This window comes from Vibrio rubrogenes, from assembly GCF_059641415.1.
On sequence record NZ_JCARSY010000007.1, the window covers coordinates 79,672 to 95,217 of the forward strand.

The 15,546-nt window shown below is 45.9% G+C and carries 18 protein-coding genes; 6 read left to right on the forward strand and 12 right to left on the reverse strand.

Translation table 11 applies throughout. The features are described 5' to 3' along the window. Window positions 1-10 precede the first annotated feature (10 nt). Window positions 11-904 (forward strand): TIGR03899 family protein, encoded by an 894-nt coding sequence (locus tag AC55NX_RS07310; RefSeq protein ID WP_496995140.1) that lies wholly within the window; start codon window positions 11-13, stop codon window positions 902-904. 25 nt (window positions 905-929) lie between these two features. Here the strand turns inward: AC55NX_RS07310 and cysC are convergent, their stop codons facing one another. The 5 genes from cysC to cobA form a co-directional block, all read right to left on the reverse strand. Beyond that, window positions 930-1,559 (reverse strand): adenylyl-sulfate kinase, encoded by a 630-nt coding sequence (gene cysC / locus AC55NX_RS07315; RefSeq protein WP_496995141.1) that lies wholly within the window; start codon window positions 1,557-1,559, stop codon window positions 930-932. Between the two features lie 55 nt (window positions 1,560-1,614). Beyond that, entirely contained in the window at window positions 1,615-3,339 is a 1,725-nt protein-coding gene (locus AC55NX_RS07320) for an SLC13 family permease (protein ID WP_496995203.1), read from the reverse strand. 42 nt (window positions 3,340-3,381) lie between these two features. Continuing rightward, complete coding sequence (gene cysN / locus AC55NX_RS07325) at window positions 3,382-4,809, reverse strand: sulfate adenylyltransferase subunit CysN (protein ID WP_496995142.1); 1,428 nt, start codon at window positions 4,807-4,809, stop codon at window positions 3,382-3,384. 18 nt (window positions 4,810-4,827) lie between these two features. Beyond that, window positions 4,828-5,736, reverse strand: a complete 909-nt coding sequence (gene cysD, locus AC55NX_RS07330) for a sulfate adenylyltransferase subunit CysD (RefSeq protein WP_496995143.1) — start codon at window positions 5,734-5,736, stop codon at window positions 4,828-4,830. A 114-nt stretch (window positions 5,737-5,850) separates the two neighbouring features. Further along, window positions 5,851-6,726, reverse strand: coding sequence for a uroporphyrinogen-III C-methyltransferase (gene cobA / locus AC55NX_RS07335; protein WP_496995144.1), 876 nt, complete (start codon window positions 6,724-6,726; stop codon window positions 5,851-5,853). 234 nt (window positions 6,727-6,960) lie between these two features. Between cobA and AC55NX_RS07340 the strand changes: the two genes are divergently transcribed. The 3 genes from AC55NX_RS07340 to AC55NX_RS07350 all read left to right on the forward strand — a co-directional run bounded on the left by AC55NX_RS07340 (window position 6,961) and on the right by AC55NX_RS07350 (window position 10,152). After that, a complete protein-coding gene (locus AC55NX_RS07340; RefSeq protein WP_496995145.1) occupies window positions 6,961-8,937 on the forward strand; it encodes a bifunctional 2',3'-cyclic-nucleotide 2'-phosphodiesterase/3'-nucleotidase in 1,977 nt (658 codons plus the stop codon). A 66-nt stretch (window positions 8,938-9,003) separates the two neighbouring features. Then, complete coding sequence (locus AC55NX_RS07345; RefSeq protein WP_496995146.1) at window positions 9,004-9,597, forward strand: Crp/Fnr family transcriptional regulator; 594 nt, start codon at window positions 9,004-9,006, stop codon at window positions 9,595-9,597. A 105-nt stretch (window positions 9,598-9,702) separates the two neighbouring features. Then, window positions 9,703-10,152, forward strand: a complete 450-nt coding sequence (locus tag AC55NX_RS07350; protein WP_496995147.1) for a GNAT family N-acetyltransferase — start codon at window positions 9,703-9,705, stop codon at window positions 10,150-10,152. Window positions 10,153-10,266: 114 nt separating this feature from the next. Here AC55NX_RS07350 and AC55NX_RS07355 read toward each other — a convergent pair whose 3' ends face one another. Then, window positions 10,267-10,875, reverse strand: a complete 609-nt coding sequence (locus AC55NX_RS07355; RefSeq protein WP_496995148.1) for a LysM-like peptidoglycan-binding domain-containing protein — start codon at window positions 10,873-10,875, stop codon at window positions 10,267-10,269. A 228-nt stretch (window positions 10,876-11,103) separates the two neighbouring features. Between AC55NX_RS07355 and bamJ the strand changes: the two genes are divergently transcribed. Next, entirely contained in the window at window positions 11,104-11,724 is a 621-nt protein-coding gene (bamJ, locus tag AC55NX_RS07360) for a BamJ family beta-barrel-assembly machinery protein (RefSeq protein ID WP_496995149.1), read from the forward strand. Between the two features lie 109 nt (window positions 11,725-11,833). After that, window positions 11,834-12,328: a DUF2780 domain-containing protein gene (locus AC55NX_RS07365; protein WP_496995150.1), complete on the forward strand. Its 495-nt coding sequence runs from the start codon at window positions 11,834-11,836 to the stop codon at window positions 12,326-12,328. A 115-nt stretch (window positions 12,329-12,443) separates the two neighbouring features. On the opposite strand, the gene rplQ is transcribed toward AC55NX_RS07365, so the two are convergent. The 6 genes from rplQ to rpmJ form a co-directional block, all read right to left on the reverse strand. Beyond that, on the reverse strand, window positions 12,444-12,824 hold the full coding sequence (gene rplQ / locus AC55NX_RS07370) for a 50S ribosomal protein L17 (protein ID WP_059119775.1): 381 nt from the start codon (window positions 12,822-12,824) through the stop codon (window positions 12,444-12,446). 26 nt (window positions 12,825-12,850) lie between these two features. Beyond that, window positions 12,851-13,843 (reverse strand): DNA-directed RNA polymerase subunit alpha, encoded by a 993-nt coding sequence (locus tag AC55NX_RS07375; protein ID WP_496995151.1) that lies wholly within the window; start codon window positions 13,841-13,843, stop codon window positions 12,851-12,853. Between the two features lie 24 nt (window positions 13,844-13,867). Then, entirely contained in the window at window positions 13,868-14,488 is a 621-nt protein-coding gene (rpsD, locus tag AC55NX_RS07380) for a 30S ribosomal protein S4 (protein WP_496995152.1), read from the reverse strand. A 27-nt stretch (window positions 14,489-14,515) separates the two neighbouring features. Further along, window positions 14,516-14,905, reverse strand: coding sequence for a 30S ribosomal protein S11 (gene rpsK / locus AC55NX_RS07385; protein WP_001118870.1), 390 nt, complete (start codon window positions 14,903-14,905; stop codon window positions 14,516-14,518). 18 nt (window positions 14,906-14,923) lie between these two features. Further along, window positions 14,924-15,280 (reverse strand): 30S ribosomal protein S13, encoded by a 357-nt coding sequence (gene rpsM, locus AC55NX_RS07390; RefSeq protein WP_059119774.1) that lies wholly within the window; start codon window positions 15,278-15,280, stop codon window positions 14,924-14,926. 148 nt (window positions 15,281-15,428) lie between these two features. After that, window positions 15,429-15,542, reverse strand: coding sequence for a 50S ribosomal protein L36 (rpmJ, locus tag AC55NX_RS07395; protein ID WP_039969906.1), 114 nt, complete (start codon window positions 15,540-15,542; stop codon window positions 15,429-15,431). Window positions 15,543-15,546 lie beyond the last annotated feature (4 nt).

Consider the following 15,546-nt stretch of genomic DNA (forward strand, 5'->3'; position numbering starts at 1 on the left):
CAAATTATTCATGGAACAACGCACACCCACGATCATTGAACATCAGGATGATGGGACAACCAAATCTCATTCAAGAGGACGCTACATCAAAGATAGTGGTCACCGGATCCAAAATATTGCCAAAGATTATGGGCTCGATGCATTGATCAGTGAAGAAAAAACCGACATTTCTCCACTGGACAGAGCCCTAAAGCGGGAACGTAAACGAAAAGAACAACGGCAAAAAAACCTCGAGAGCATTATCAAACTTGCCCATAAATCTTGTAAAAACGAGACAGCTGGCGATCCCGATCAAGACTGGCTCTACCGCTTTTTCGATATGGCTCAGGATATCCATAACTCGTCGATGCAGCGCTTGTGGGCACAAGTGCTCAAAAGGGAAGTGACCAACCCGGGCTCAACATCCATGAAAGCCTTGCAAGTGCTGAAAGATATGACACCCAAAGAGGCTCAGATTCTGCAAAAATCAGCGGCCCTTGCCTGTAGTTTCGGACAAGATAACAGCCGTAAGCTATTCGTTGGGATCCGGGCACACAATGGCATTTTTACCTTTGGTAAGCGCGATACCACCATTACGCTCAGTCTGGGTAGTTTTCAGCTTCCATATTCAAGCTTGCTGGTGATGATCGAGCTCGGCTTACTTCATGCAACCGAGCTCGCCTCCGGTGAAATCGAGCAAGAATCGCCACTCCCCTTCCACTATCAGGGAAAGAATCTGTCTCTACAGGCCATGAGTAAGGGGATACATTTGCTCTATTATCGTTTTAGCCCCACCGGTAATGAGCTGTGTAAACTACTGGGCAATAAGCTCAACCAACAATACTATGATCAAATGACAGCCCTGTTAGGGCAGAAATTCATGATTCATACCGATGTAACGGGCAGTATTCACCATACTGTCTGATTCAATTTCTGCCGGGAACCACTGATTAATGTGCTGACGTATCGATAATGCCGCGTTGATTCAGTTCAGTCAGACATTGTTCAACCAATGCATCAATCCCCATTTCACCGGCAGGCAAATCGATTTCAGGCTGTAGTGGTCGCTCATATTCGGAATCAATGCCCGTAAAGTTGCTAATCTCACCCGCACGGGCTTTTTTGTACAGACCTTTCGGATCGCGCTGCTCACAAACTTCCAGTGTGGTATTTACAAACACTTCCAGAAATTCCCCATCCGGCAGTAACTCGCGCACCATTTGGCGTTCGGCACGATGGGGAGAGATAAATGCAGTGAGCACGATCAGTCCGGCATCTGCCATCAGCTTCGCCAGTTCACCGATTCGTCGGATATTTTCCCGACGATCCTGAGCAGAAAAGCCGAGGTCTCGACATAACCCGTGCCGGACATTATCACCATCGAGTAAATAGGTGTGATAACCCAATTGCGCCAGACGATTTTCCAGTGCGCCGGCAACCGTTGATTTACCCGCCCCTGATAATCCGGTAAACCAAAGCACTGCCGGTTTCTGTTTTTTCAGCGTCGCACGAAATGTTTTATCGATCGGGTGCTGGTGCCAGACGATATTCTCATCTTTTTCATTTGGCGCGATACTCATAACACTTTTCCTTTATACGTAAACTTATCAATACATTGTTTAAAAACAATACGGATTAAAACGGAAAAAATACCGGAATTAAGGTCAGAACAAGCGAAGAATAGACCAAGGAAATCGGAATCCCGATTCTGACATAATCACTCATTTTGTAGTTACCGATACTATAGACCAGCAGATTGGTCTGATAACCATAGGGAGAAATAAAGCTTGCACTGGCACCAAATAACACCGCCATAATAAATGGCATGGGATCCACGCCATAGCCGACAGCCAGACTGTACCCCAACGGAAAAGCCAGCGCAGCAGCAGCATTGTTGGTGATCAGCTCAGTCAGAATCAAGGTAATCAGATAGGTTGCGACCAAGCCACCAAACACGCCCCAGCCGTTCATCGTGTGAATAAAAAATTCACCCATACGTTGCGAAAGTCCCGATGAAATCATCAACTGGGCAATCGATAACGCTGAACCGACAATCACGACAATATCGATAGGAAAGCGACGGCGTAATTCACCAATTTGCACGATACCAAAGATAACCAATAGAATCAGATAGATTGCGAGTCCTTTGATAATCGGTAACCAATGAAGTAAGGCTGCCCCAATTACCGCTATAAAACCGAGCAATACCAGACTGGACTTATGGCTGTCTAAACGGGCACTCGAATCCAGATCATTGATGAATAAAAATTCCCGATGCAGCGCATGACGTTGAGCTTCAAATTGTTTTCCCGGAACGAGTACCAGTGTATCACCGGCCGTTAAGGTAATATTTCCCAGCCCACCCTCCAGACGCTCATGTCCGCGACGAATAGCAACGACGACGGCATCAAAACGTTCGCGGAAGTGACTGGATTTGAGGGTCTTATTACAGAAACTGGCTGAAGAACTCACCACCACTTCGACAAAATTCTGACCGTTAAGATGATGCTGACCAAACAAGGTTAACCCTTTGATTTCCTGAAGTGTCGAGACACTTTCGACATCACCGCAAAATAGCAGTCGGTCCTGAGACTGTAAGACAAAATCAGGTCCGACAGAAGGGACACTCTCACCATTGCGAATAACCTCAGCTAAGAATAGCTTACGGAGTGCTCGCAGGTTATTTTCTGCAATATTGCGTCCGACTAACGGTGAGCTATCGCCGACAGTCGCTTCCAAAAAATACGGTAATTCATCCTGCCCTGATTCATCATTATTCGGTAACAGATAACTCAATGGAATCAGCAGCAGTAACCCACCGAGAAGGATGGCCAGACCAATCATGGTCGGGGCGAAAAAGTCAAGACTAGGCAAGCCTGCATCTTCAACAAAACTATTGATGATCAGATTGGTTGATGTGCCAATCAAAGTCAGCGTACCGCCAAAGATAGCCGTGTAAGACAGCGGAATTAATAACTTTGACGGTGCGTGTTGCTGATTGCGCTTAATCGCCCCAATCAGAGAAACAACAACGGCAGTGTTATTGGTGAAGGAAGAGAGAAAAGCAGTCGATAAACCCAGCTTCGCGATCACAGTACCGAGCCGCCCCTCTGAAATATTGCTACTGATCCAACTGATGAGCCGCGTCTTTTCCAACGCGGCAGAAGCCAGAATCAACAAAATCAGTGTCAGTAAGGATGAGTTTGTGAAATTTGCGGCTAAATCACTCACATCAATCATACCGGCAATAAAGGTGATAAACGCAGCCCCGGCAAAGATCAAACTCGGTTTCACCCGCGTGAACAGCAAACAGACAACCACACCGCATAGAATTGCAATTATCACCCCTTGTTCCCACATCACTCATCCCTCAGAAAAGGTGACATCACCTTTTCAAACAGCCTACTTCAGTAATTGACTGATATCTTTCGCACCCCAGTGTGGGAAGTGCTTACGAATCAGTGCATTCAGTTCCAGCTCAAATTCAGAGATGTCACCCTGCGTCTGAGCCACCGTTTGTAGGCTGTCACGAACCAGTCCTGCGCCAACCGTGACATTGGTCAGACGGTCAATGACAATAAAACCACCGGTATCCGCACAGTCGAGATACTTATCGAGTGCGATCGCCTGATTGAATGTCCATTCACATAAACCAATCCCATTGAGAGGCAGAGATTCGGCCTGATAAGTGGAGAGGTTATTGATATCGTACTGGTGACGAATCGATTTCACCTGACCAATCGTTTTATGACCCGCAATTTTGATGTCGTAATCACGACCCGGTTGCAATGGTTGCTCCGTCATCCACACCACATCCGCCAGTAGATGGTTGGTTGTGTCAAGCCGAGCATCCTCAAGCACAATCAAGTCGCCACGACTGATATCAATCTCATCATTCAGCGTCAGCGTCACTGCCTGACCGGTATGAGCCAGTTCCAAGTCACCATCAAAAGTCACAATACGGGCAACAGTAGAAGATTTACCTGACGGTAGCACTTTGACTTGATCTCCTACCCGGACAACTCCCGATGCAACTGTACCGGCAAATCCGCGGAAATCGAGATTCGGACGATTGACATATTGCACAGGGAAACGGAATTCCCCCGTCCCTTTCAGCTGATCGACATCGACGGTCTCTAACATCTCAAGCAGAGAAGGGCCTTGGTACCAATGCATATGCTGGCTTTTATCAACAACATTGTCCCCTTCCAGAGCAGAGATCGGGATAATCTGAATATCGGTGTCTCCCTGAAGATGTCGAGAGAATTCAAGATATTCTTGACGAATCTCTTCAAAACGCTGCTGAGAATAATCGACTAAATCCATCTTGTTGATTGCCACCACGAAGTGTCTCAAACCCAATAGATTGGAAATGAACGAGTGACGACGGGTCTGATCCAAGACGCCTTTACGCGCATCAATCAGAATAATCGCCAGATCACATGTCGAAGCACCGGTTGCCATATTCCGTGTGTACTGCTCATGTCCCGGAGTATCTGCGATAATAAATTTACGTTTTTGCGTTGAAAAATAGCGATATGCAACATCAATGGTAATACCCTGCTCGCGTTCGGCCTGTAATCCATCTACCAGCAGTGCCAGATCCGGACGCTCACCGGTTGTACCGACGCGCTGACTATCCGAATGAACGGCAGCCAGTTGATCCTCATAGATCTGCTTTGAATCGTGAAGTAAACGACCGATCAAAGTACTCTTACCGTCATCGACCGAACCACATGTCAGAAATCTAAGTAACGATTTGTGTTGGTGTTGATTCAAATAACCTTCAATACCTAACTCAGCTAGCTGAGCCTGAACTGCACTATTCATAAAACTTTCCCTCGCCCCTTAGAAATAACCCTGACGTTTTTTCAATTCCATGGATCCTGACTGATCATGATCGATCGCGCGCCCTTGGCGCTCACTGGATGTTGCCACCAGCATCTCTTCGATAATTTCAGGTAATGTACTTGCCGTTGATTCAATAGCTCCCGTCAGTGGATAACATCCAAGTGTCCGGAAACGAACCGACTTATGCTCAACCACTTCACCCGGCAGAATTTCCATCCGGTCATCGTCAACCATGATTAACATCCCGTCACGTTCAACGACGGGGCGCTTTTCAGCGAAATAAAGCGGCACAATATCGATACCTTCCAGATAGATATATTGCCAGATGTCCAGTTCAGTCCAGTTTGATAAAGGGAATACCCGAATACTCTCACCTTTGTTGATCTGCCCGTTATAGGTATGCCAGATTTCCGGGCGTTGGTTCTTGGGATCCCAAGTATGATTCTTATCCCGGAATGAATAGACCCGCTCTTTGGCGCGGGATTTCTCTTCATCGCGACGGGCACCACCGAATGCGGCATCAAACCCATATTGATTCAACGCCTGCTTCAGGCCTTGAGTTTTCATAATATCGGTATGTTTCGAGCTCCCGTGAACAAACGGGTTGATGCCCATTGCGAGCCCTTCGGGGTTTTTATGTACCAGTAGCTCAAAGCCGTACTTTTGCGCAGTTTTATCGCGGAATTCGATCATTTCCCGAAACTTCCAGTTCGTATCGACATGCAGTAGCGGAAACGGAATTTTGCCCGGATAAAAAGCTTTGCGAGCCAGATGTAGCATCACCGATGAATCTTTTCCGATGGAATACATCATCACCGGGTTTCCGAATTCAGCTGCTACTTCACGAATGATGTGAATACTTTCAGCTTCTAGTTGTTTTAAATGAGTTAAACGTTGTTGATCCATCTCTTGCTTCCTTTTGACTCACAAGATGAGTGTGTTATGCAATTCGATTTCTTAGTGAATAAGTCAGCCACGACTGCATCTGGATGACTTGCATATTGATTGCGATATCCGGTTTTATGCATACAAAGAACTGGCAGTGGCTTCCTGAGCACTGCCGAACCAGTTGAGTTTTTCGGACAGTGCAACCACTTCACCAATCACAATTAAAGCGGGAGAATCGGCCTGAGCAGCTAGCTGTGGCAAATTGTCCAATGTGCCACGAAACAGTTTCTGCGCAGCTTGTGTTCCTCGTTCAATCACGGCAACGGGAGTCTCCGCGTCACGACCATGCTGAAGGAGCTGCTCCCTGATATATCCGGATTTCATCAATCCCATATAAATCACGAGTGTCTGCCGTCCCCGGGCTAGTGTTGACCAATCCATTTCATCTTGCTCAGCACGAACGTGACCAGTGACAAAAATGGCGGACTGAGCATAGTCACGGTGCGTCAGGGGAATTCCGGCATAGGCTGTCGCCCCGGCAGCAGCGGTGATACCGGGAACCACTTGAAAACGAATGCCTGCATCGAACAAACTTTCCAGTTCTTCACCACCCCGGCCAAAAATAAACGGGTCCCCCCCTTTAATCCGCACGACCCGGTGTCCCTGTCTGGCAAAATCAACCAATAGCTGGTTGGTCTTATCCTGTGGCACACTATGGTGTCCGGCTCGTTTGCCGACACATACCAAAATCGTACTGTCCGGCACCAGTGACATGATCTCCTCCGAGACCAGGTAGTCATATAAAACAACATCGGCTTGCTGCAGAAAACTAACCGCTTTGACAGTCAGTAATTCCGGATCGCCCGGGCCAGCACCGACTAATGCCACTTCCCCGGTCTGTAACTGAGATTTCGTGAAATGGTAGCTGGTTTGTTCTGACGCATCGACCTTCACTGATGAACGCACTTGTTTGACGGGTAAACGAGTCACAACCGGATCCTTTGCCATAACACACTCCACCTAAAATGAATATGTGCATTATGGCGACCTCTACATATGACATGAAATTCTAAAATTTCATTTTTTATTCGAAAAGCTGATAAGGAAACATTTTCTTCAACAAAAAAAGCCCATTGCTGTATTAAACGACGTACGTCACATTTCCTAACTCATTGAAATATAGGTTTCATTCATATTTGCTACATTAGCCAAATAATTTACCGCTTATGGATCCGGCAGCGTATGAAACAGCCAAAAAAATTTCTCATACCGTCATTACTCAGTGAAATACTGATACTTGCTTCATCAGCACTATCATTCTCAATCAATGCAGAAACCATCCAGCTTCGTATCATAGAAACAACAGACATCCATGCCAATGTCATGGACTATGACTATTACAAAGACAAATCTTCAGAAAAAATTGGCTTAATCCGGGCAGCCAGCCTGATCAAGACAGCCCGTGAAGAAAATCCGAACTCACTTTTAATTGATAACGGTGATCTGATTCAGGGCAGTCCGATGGGTGACTATATGGCAGCCAAAGGTATCAAGACCGGAGAAGTTCATCCGGTTTATAAGGCGATGAATCTTCTCGGCTACGAGGTTGGGAATATTGGTAATCATGAGTTCAATTATGGGCTTGGATACCTGAAAGAAACCCTTAATGATGCGAATTTCCCCTATATCAACGCCAATATATTTGATGCCAAAACAGATCAGCATTATTTCCGTCCTTATCTCATCAAATCGTATACATTGACCGATACCGACGGAAAACCTCAGCAATTGAAGGTTGGCTATATCGGCTTTGCTCCGCCTCAGATTATGACCTGGGATAAGAAAAATTTAACCGGTAACGTCTATACCAAAGATATCAAAGCCACGGCAAAAGCCCTGATCCCCAAGATGAAGCAGGAAGGCGCTGATATCATCGTTGCGATTCCCCATTCGGGTATTGCCACCACACCTTATCACGTCGGTGCCGAAAACTCGGTTTACTATCTCGCAGAAGTCCCTGACATTGACGCGATTGCTTTTGGTCACGCTCATGCGGTATTCCCCGGTAAAGGCTTCGATAATCTGCCGGATGTCGATAACCACAAGGGAACAATTCACGGTGTTGCTGCGGTGATGCCCGGGCGCTGGGGAAGCCATGTCGGCATTATTGACCTCACTATAGAAAAGAAAAACCATCAATGGCAGGTCACTGGCAGCCAATCAGAAGCGCGTCCGATTTATGACAATATTACCCATCATGCCTTGGTATCCGCTGATACTCAGCTCCGTCAGGTCGTCCAATCGGATCATCAAGCCACACGACAGTTTGTCAATCAACCCATCGGCCGTGCCAGTGATAAAATGTATAGCTATCTGGCACTCGTTCAGGACGATCCGACCGTTCAGATCGTCAATCTGGCTCAGCAAGCCTACGTTGAAAAAATGATTCAGGGCGATCCGGATCTAAGTGGCCTGCCAGTTCTGTCTGCTGCTGCACCATTTAAAGCCGGCGGCCGAAAAAATGATCCCTCAAACTATACCGAAGTTGAATCAGGACAACTGACTTTCCGTAATGCCGCAGACCTGTATCTTTACCCAAATACCTTAGTGGCACTCAAAGTCACCGGACGAGAGCTGAAAGAGTGGCTGGAGTGCTCGGCCGGGCAATTCAATCGTATTGACCCGACTCAGACAACGCCTCAGTATCTCATCGATTGGGATGGATTCAGAACTTATAACTTTGATGTGATTGATGGGGTTGAGTATCAGATTGATGTAACCCAGCCTGCCCGATATGATGGTGACTGCCAATTGGTTCACCCAAACAGCAGACGTATTGTCGGTTTATCTTATCAAGGGAAAGCAATACCGGATAATCAAGTCTTTCTTATTGCCACCAATAACTATCGCGCGTATGGCAACAAGTTTTCCGGAACCGGTGCTTCACATGTGGCGTTTGACGCCCCCGATGAAAACCGGACGATTCTGGCCAATTACATTGCTCAGGTCAGTAAAAATCAGGGAGAGATTCATCCCACAGCGGATAACAACTGGCGTTTAGCCCCGATTGAGACTTCAAAAAAACTCGATATTCGTTTTGAAACAGCGCCGGGAGAAAAAGCCGCCCAATTCATTCAGCAATATGGGCGCTATCCGATGAAGCAGCTCGCGACGGACGAAACCGGCTTCGCGGTCTATCAGATTGAGCTACAAAAATAAGCCTGAATTGATTACAGTACAGCCGTAGCGGAAGTTACGACTGTACTGTCATACTTTGAGGGTTTCATGGAAAACACATTCCGGAGTTATTTAGAACACTATGGCTTTCATGATGAAGACATTGAGGCATTGCTCGCGATTGCCACCCCGCTTGATCTTCCGACTCGCCATATTCTTTCTCATCAGGGTGAGGTTGCCTCACACATCTACTTTGTCCTTGAAGGCATATGTCATGCCAGCTATCTCACCGATAAAGGGAAATCGTTCAGCAAAGAGTTTTACTGGGAATCTGACTGGATCATCGGTTTTGAAAGTCTAATCAAACGGGAACCATTACCTTATCTTCTGGAAACCCTTTCACCGGTCAAATTAATGTGTCTGCCGATTAGTGTGCTGTTTCAGTGGCATGCATCCCAACATCCGGCTTATATAAAATTGCTCGAAACCAAACTGATCCACAAAGAAAATAAAGAGAGATTGATGCTACTTTATACCCCGGAAGAACGTTATCAGTTATTTCGCCAGCATTATCCGCAACTGCTTGAGCGATTGACTGACTATCATGTTGCCGCTTATCTGGGGATCACGCCGATCAGTCTGAGTCGAATTAAAAAGCGCGTGGACACGCTGTCAGAAAACTCAAATCTTGATCATTGTTAATGAGCAATGCTTTTGATACTCGCGGTTAACATTTGTTAATGATAATCACATCATATAAAAGTAGATTGTCGATCATAACTTTCATGCACTCAGTTGGTACTTCTGATGATAACTTGGCACTTACTTCCCTTTTCCGAGCTGACAACAACACAGCTATATCAATTGCTCAAATTACGGGTGGACGTATTTGTCGTTGAACAAACCTGTCCTTATCCTGAATTAGACGACAAAGACCATATGTCCGGTGTCCATCACCTGCTGGGGTATCAGGATGGAAAACTTATTGCCTGTGCCCGGTTAATGCCACCCGGAATTAACTATCCGGGAAGCAGCATAGGCCGAATAGCAACCCATACATGTATTCGAGGGGAAGGCGCTGGACATCAGTTACTGACTCATGCCATTGAGCAATGTTGTCAGTTGTGGCCGGATACGCCGATTGAAATTGGTGCACAGACACAATTAAAGACGTTTTATCGCCAATATGGATTTGTTCAGACATCCGAGCCTTATCTTGAAGATGGCATTTCGCATATCGATATGAAGAGAATTTAGATCAATACCCCTGCAAAGAAGCATTCGGACGGTCCTCACTTAATTGACACCCTGAGGAATAGCACTCATTGCTATTCCTCGATTTAATCCCGTTCGAGCCGTTCTCTGGCGACGTTATTTACTCCGGCCAAATCCGCCATTGGATAAGCGGAAAAACATGATCGATTGATCCTTTTGTTCAACTTGCAGAATGTCCAGATCACCTTTAGTCGTCAGCTTATAACGAATCAATTGCCCCGGTTTGATGTTACTGAGAGGCTTATCTGATCCCTCGACCTGAACCAGTGCATTCAGGTCAGCCAATGATAAATCGTTGGTACGGAACACCTTAGAAAGCGTGTCACCATTTTGTATCGTATAGTTAACCCACGCCGTTGTACGAGGTTCTGAAGCCGGTTTCGGAGGAGCGACAGGTTCAATCGGTTCCTGTAGGCTATCGGGATCAAGCGCCAACGCAACACGTTGCTCTCCGACTGAGGACTCGCCAACCGACTGCTCAGACGCAACTTGCTCGGCTTTCGGCCAAGGAATTAAAACGAGCAGCATGACCACAGGCCCCAAAACCATCAGTAAACGTTGATGCAATTTCGGTAATTCACACCATAGACTACGACCTTGTCTGACAACGGACTGAAATAACTGCTGGAAATTCATAGCTGACCATTTGCGCTGAACAACAGCAAGATAGCCACCTTGCACCTTTTTTTCCTGTCGGCGATTCACGAATTCACATCTCCCATGCTTATTGCGGCTAGTATAAAAACTCGCGCTTAGTGAGTATAGGGGAATCACAGCCATAACTAAAATGTTGACACAATCTTGAAAAAATTTCATTTAAGTTTAGAGACATGTCACATCAAGCTATGCAATGAAATATTCTCCCCGTTCTTCATTTCATCATCTATCAATAACTGCTATCCTCTAGCGTTTTAACGCAAAAGAGTGACAGTTATGTCTGACGTACAACTTGAAACAAACGAACAGAAGGCAAGCTACGGTATTGGTTTGCAAATGGGCCAACAGCTTGCTGGTAGCGGTTTAGAAGGGCTCAGTGTTGATGCGATCGCTGCTGGTATTGCGACAGCATTAACTGGTGACATGCCAGCAATCGAAATCGATGAAATTAATCAGGCATTGCAAGCCGTTCATGCAAAAGCTCAAGAAACACGTGACTCTGCTGCTAAAGCAGCCGCGGCTGATGGCGAAGCATTCCTGAAAGATAACGCACTCCGTCCTGAAGTGACTGTTTTAGAATCAGGTCTTCAGTATGAAGTCGTGACAGAAGGTACAGGTGAAGTACCGACTTCTGATAAGACTGTTCGTGTTCATTACCACGGTCAACTGACAGATGGTACGGTATTCGATAGCTCTGTAACTCGTGGTCAGCCAGTCGAATTCCCAGTAACGGGCGTAATTAAAGGTTGGATTGAAGCACTACAAATCATGCCTGTCGGTTCAAAATGGAAACTCTATATTCCTCAAGACCTTGCTTATGGTGATCGTGGTGCAGGTGCTGCGATCCCACCATACGCAGCGCTGGTCTTTGAAGTTGAACTGCTCGATATTCTGTAAGCGAATCAGCTATCAATAAATTAGCAAAGAATTAACATCAAGCGGTGCTCAAGCATCGCTTTTTTTATCTAAACTTAATCATCAGCTCACAATGATGGAAATACCATTCATGACAACAACACGCACTCTGATATGGACGCTGATGTTAAGTACCACACTGACATCCCCAAGTTACGCTTTTATCAAACTCAGTAATAATACAGAAAATCTTACCAGTACAATCGGCAAAACGCTTGGACTCACAGAAAGCAATTCAACACTAATTTCACAGGTAGCAGAACAACTGCCGGTCTCCGGTCAACAGGCCACAGGTGGGGTTGGTGCATTATTGTCGCTGGCTCAAAATCGATTATCCGACCAGAATAATACCGAACTGAATCAACTCATTCCCGGAATGGAAAGTCTCTCAAGTCTGAATCAGACTGGAACAAGCAATGGATTATCAGATATTCATGATATGAATGCGGTCATCAGCACTTTCAAACAGTTGGGGTTGAGCCCGGATATGGTGTCACAATTCGTCCCTCTGATCTTAAAATATCTCAACACTCAGGGTGCAAGTGAAGGATTAATGAGCTCACTCACTCATTTATGGCAGAACTAATACAGAGACAAATATACAAAATTGGGAAAAACCATCACCACCGCCTAAGTTAGTCGTTAAATGGCGATAATAAAAAAGCCGAGCAAATGCTCGGCTTTTCTAAATGACGAACTGATTACTCAGCAGCTTCAACAGCTTCTGGGCGATCAACCAGCTCAATGTATGCCATTGGAGCTTTGTCACCTGCACGGAAACCACACTTTAGAATACGAGTGTAGCCACCTTGACGAGCAGCGAAACGTGGACCTAGTTCGTTAAATAATTTTGCAACGACTTCGTTATCACGAGTACGAGCAAATGCCAGACGACGATTAGCAACACTGTCAGTCTTAGCTAGTGTAATCAAAGGCTCAACTACGCGACGTAGCTCTTTAGCTTTTGGCAAAGTAGTCTTGATAACTTCATGACGTACCAAAGAGCTAGCCATGTTGCTAAACATCGCTTTGCGATGACTGCTGTTGCGGTTGAGTTGACGACCACTCTTACGATGGCGCATGACCAAATCCTTCTAACTTGTATCGATTAATCTTCAGCGATAGATGCTGGTGGCCAGTTTTCTAGGCGCATACCCAGAGAAAGACCACGTGATGCAAGCACGTCTTTAATCTCTGTTAGAGATTTCTTACCAAGGTTAGGTGTTTTAAGTAATTCTACCTCAGTACGCTGTACTAGATCACCGATGTAGTGAATCGCTTCTGCTTTCAAACAATTAGCAGAGCGAACTGTTAGTTCAAGATCGTCTACAGGACGCAATAGGATCGGATCGAATTCAGGCTTCTCTTCTTTCTCCTCAGGAACTCGTACATCACGTAGATCTACGAATGCATCCAACTGTTCAGCAAGAACTGTTGCTGCACGACGGATAGCTTCCTCAGGTTCGATTGTGCCATTTGTTTCCATATCGATGACAAGCTTGTCTAAATCAGTACGTTGTTCTACACGTGCTGCTTCTACAGTATAGGCGATTTTATCCACCGGGCTGTAGGTAGCATCAACAAGTAGGCGACCAATTGGACGATCATCTTCATCTGTATGAATACGAGCAGAAGCCGGAACATAACCACGACCACGTTGAACCTTGATGCGCATTGCGACCTCAGCATTGTCATCGTTAAGATGACAAATAACGTGCTCAGGGTTTACGATCTCAACATCACCATCATGAGTGATGTCACCTGCAACAACAGGGCCCGAGCCTGATTTGTTTAGTGTAATGAACACTTCATCTTTGCCTTCGGCAACGCGAACAGCTAAACCCTTCAGGTTCAGAAGGATCTCTAGGATATCCTCTTGAACACCTTCTTTGGTGCTGTACTCGTGTAGTACGCCTTCAATTTCAACTTCAGTCACAGCACAACCTGGCATAGACGAAAGAAGAATTCGGCGAAGTGCATTACCCAGAGTATGGCCAAAACCACGCTCTAACGGCTCAAGAGTTACTTTTGCGTGTGTCGTGCTGATTTGTTCGATATCAACAAGACGTGGCTTAAGAAATTCTGTTACAGAACCCTGCATTGTGTCCTCTCTTTAATTTAAACCTTACTTAGAGTAAAGCTCGACGATCAATTGTTCGTTGATGTCAGCTGATAGATCTGAACGTTCTGGCAGATGCTTGAACGTACCTTCCATTTTGCTGCCATCCACTTCAATCCAAGTTGGTTTTTCGCGTTGTTCTGCAACTTCTAGAGCTGCCGTGATACGAGATTGCTTTTTAGCTTTCTCACGCACTGCAACAACGTCGTTTGCCGTAACATTGAAAGAAGGAATGTTTACTACTTTACCGTTAACCAGAATAGCTTTGTGGCTAACTAGCTGACGTGCTTCTGAGCGAGTTGCACCGAAGCCCATACGGTAAACAACATTATCCAAACGACCTTCAAGAAGCTGAAGTAGGTTTTCACCTGTGTTGCCTTTTAAACGGGCAGCTTCTTTATAGTAGTTACGGAATTGTTTTTCAAGAACGCCATACATACGACGGACTTTTTGCTTCTCACGAAGCTGAACGCCATAATCAGATAGACGACCGCGACGAGCGCCGTGTACACCTGGTGCGTTATCTATTTTACACTTGGTATCTATCGCACGAATGCCTGACTTAAGGAATAAGTCGGTACCTTCGCGGCGGCTAAGCTTCAGCTTAGGACCCAAATATCTTGCCATGATCTTTCTCCAATCTTCCTCGAAACGTTAAACGCGACGTTTCTTAGGTGGACGACAACCGTTATGAGGGATTGGTGTCGCATCAACAATGTTTGTGATACGGAAACCAGCAGCGTTCAGTGCGCGAACTGTTGATTCACGACCTGGACCTGGACCCTTCACCATAACTTCCAGATTCTTAAGGCCATATTCTTTAGCCATTTCAGCGCAACGCTCAGCAGCAACCTGTGCAGCGAACGGAGTAGACTTACGAGAACCTCGGAAACCAGAACCGCCAGCAGTTGCCCAAGCTAGAGCATTACCTTGACGATCAGTAATGGTTACGATTGTGTTGTTAAAAGATGCATGGATATGCGCCACGCCATCTGCGACTTGCTTGCGTACGCGCTTACGTGCGCGAGTTGGTTGTTTAGCCATTGTACTCTACCTTCCCGATTATTTCTTGATCGGCTTACGCGGACCCTTACGGGTGCGAGCGTTGGTTTTAGTACGCTGTCCACGTAGAGGTAGACTGCGACGATGACGAAGACCACGATAACAACCAAGATCCATAAGACGCTTGATGTTCATTGATACTTCACGACGTAGATCACCTTCTACAGTGTACTTAGCTACACCATCACGCAGTTGATCGATCTGCTCTTCAGTTAGTTCACTGATCTTAACACTTTCAGCAATACCCAGTTCAGCTAAGATAGCTTGTGAACGAGTCTTACCGATGCCGTAGATTGAAGTTAATGCAATTACAGCATGTTTCTGATCAGGAATGTTAATGCCTGCTATACGGGCCACTATTCACTCCTAGTACTTTCATCAAAGAATTATCCGCAACAAAGCCCGTAGAGGATACGTTGCGGGATACTACTTCTTTTGCACGCAAAAGGTAGGCCGAGGAATATACTCGACCAACCTTGTTTTTTCAAGTAAAAAATTCTGCTAATTAGCCTTGGCGTTGCTTATGCTTTGGCTCACTACAAATCACGCGAACGACACCGTTACGCTTGATAATTTTGCAGTTACGGCAGATTTTTTTAACGGAAGCACGAACTTTCATTGCT

Excerpts from the sequence above, each read along its gene's own strand:
- rpsK (WP_001118870.1), bottom strand. The coding sequence starts at position 14,905 with ATGGCTAAACAACCAACTCGCGCACGTAAGCGCGTACGCAAGCAAGTC.
- AC55NX_RS07345 (WP_496995146.1), top strand. The coding sequence starts at position 9,004 with ATGGAAAACACATTCCGGAGTTATTTAGAACACTATGGCTTTCATGAT.
- rpmJ (WP_039969906.1), bottom strand. The coding sequence starts at position 15,542 with ATGAAAGTTCGTGCTTCCGTTAAAAAAATCTGCCGTAACTGCAAAATT.
- AC55NX_RS07310 (WP_496995140.1), top strand. The coding sequence starts at position 11 with ATGGAACAACGCACACCCACGATCATTGAACATCAGGATGATGGGACA.
- rpsD (WP_496995152.1), bottom strand. The coding sequence starts at position 14,488 with ATGGCAAGATATTTGGGTCCTAAGCTGAAGCTTAGCCGCCGCGAAGGT.
- cysD (WP_496995143.1), bottom strand. The coding sequence starts at position 5,736 with ATGGATCAACAACGTTTAACTCATTTAAAACAACTAGAAGCTGAAAGT.
- rplQ (WP_059119775.1), bottom strand. The coding sequence starts at position 12,824 with ATGCGCCATCGTAAGAGTGGTCGTCAACTCAACCGCAACAGCAGTCAT.
- cobA (WP_496995144.1), bottom strand. The coding sequence starts at position 6,726 with ATGGCAAAGGATCCGGTTGTGACTCGTTTACCCGTCAAACAAGTGCGT.
- AC55NX_RS07375 (WP_496995151.1), bottom strand. The coding sequence starts at position 13,843 with ATGCAGGGTTCTGTAACAGAATTTCTTAAGCCACGTCTTGTTGATATC.
- bamJ (WP_496995149.1), top strand. The coding sequence starts at position 11,104 with ATGTCTGACGTACAACTTGAAACAAACGAACAGAAGGCAAGCTACGGT.
- AC55NX_RS07320 (WP_496995203.1), bottom strand. The coding sequence starts at position 3,339 with ATGTGGGAACAAGGGGTGATAATTGCAATTCTATGCGGTGTGGTTGTC.
- AC55NX_RS07340 (WP_496995145.1), top strand. The coding sequence starts at position 6,961 with ATGAAACAGCCAAAAAAATTTCTCATACCGTCATTACTCAGTGAAATA.
- AC55NX_RS07365 (WP_496995150.1), top strand. The coding sequence starts at position 11,834 with ATGACAACAACACGCACTCTGATATGGACGCTGATGTTAAGTACCACA.
- cysC (WP_496995141.1), bottom strand. The coding sequence starts at position 1,559 with ATGAGTATCGCGCCAAATGAAAAAGATGAGAATATCGTCTGGCACCAG.
- cysN (WP_496995142.1), bottom strand. The coding sequence starts at position 4,809 with ATGAATAGTGCAGTTCAGGCTCAGCTAGCTGAGTTAGGTATTGAAGGT.
- AC55NX_RS07350 (WP_496995147.1), top strand. The coding sequence starts at position 9,703 with ATGATAACTTGGCACTTACTTCCCTTTTCCGAGCTGACAACAACACAG.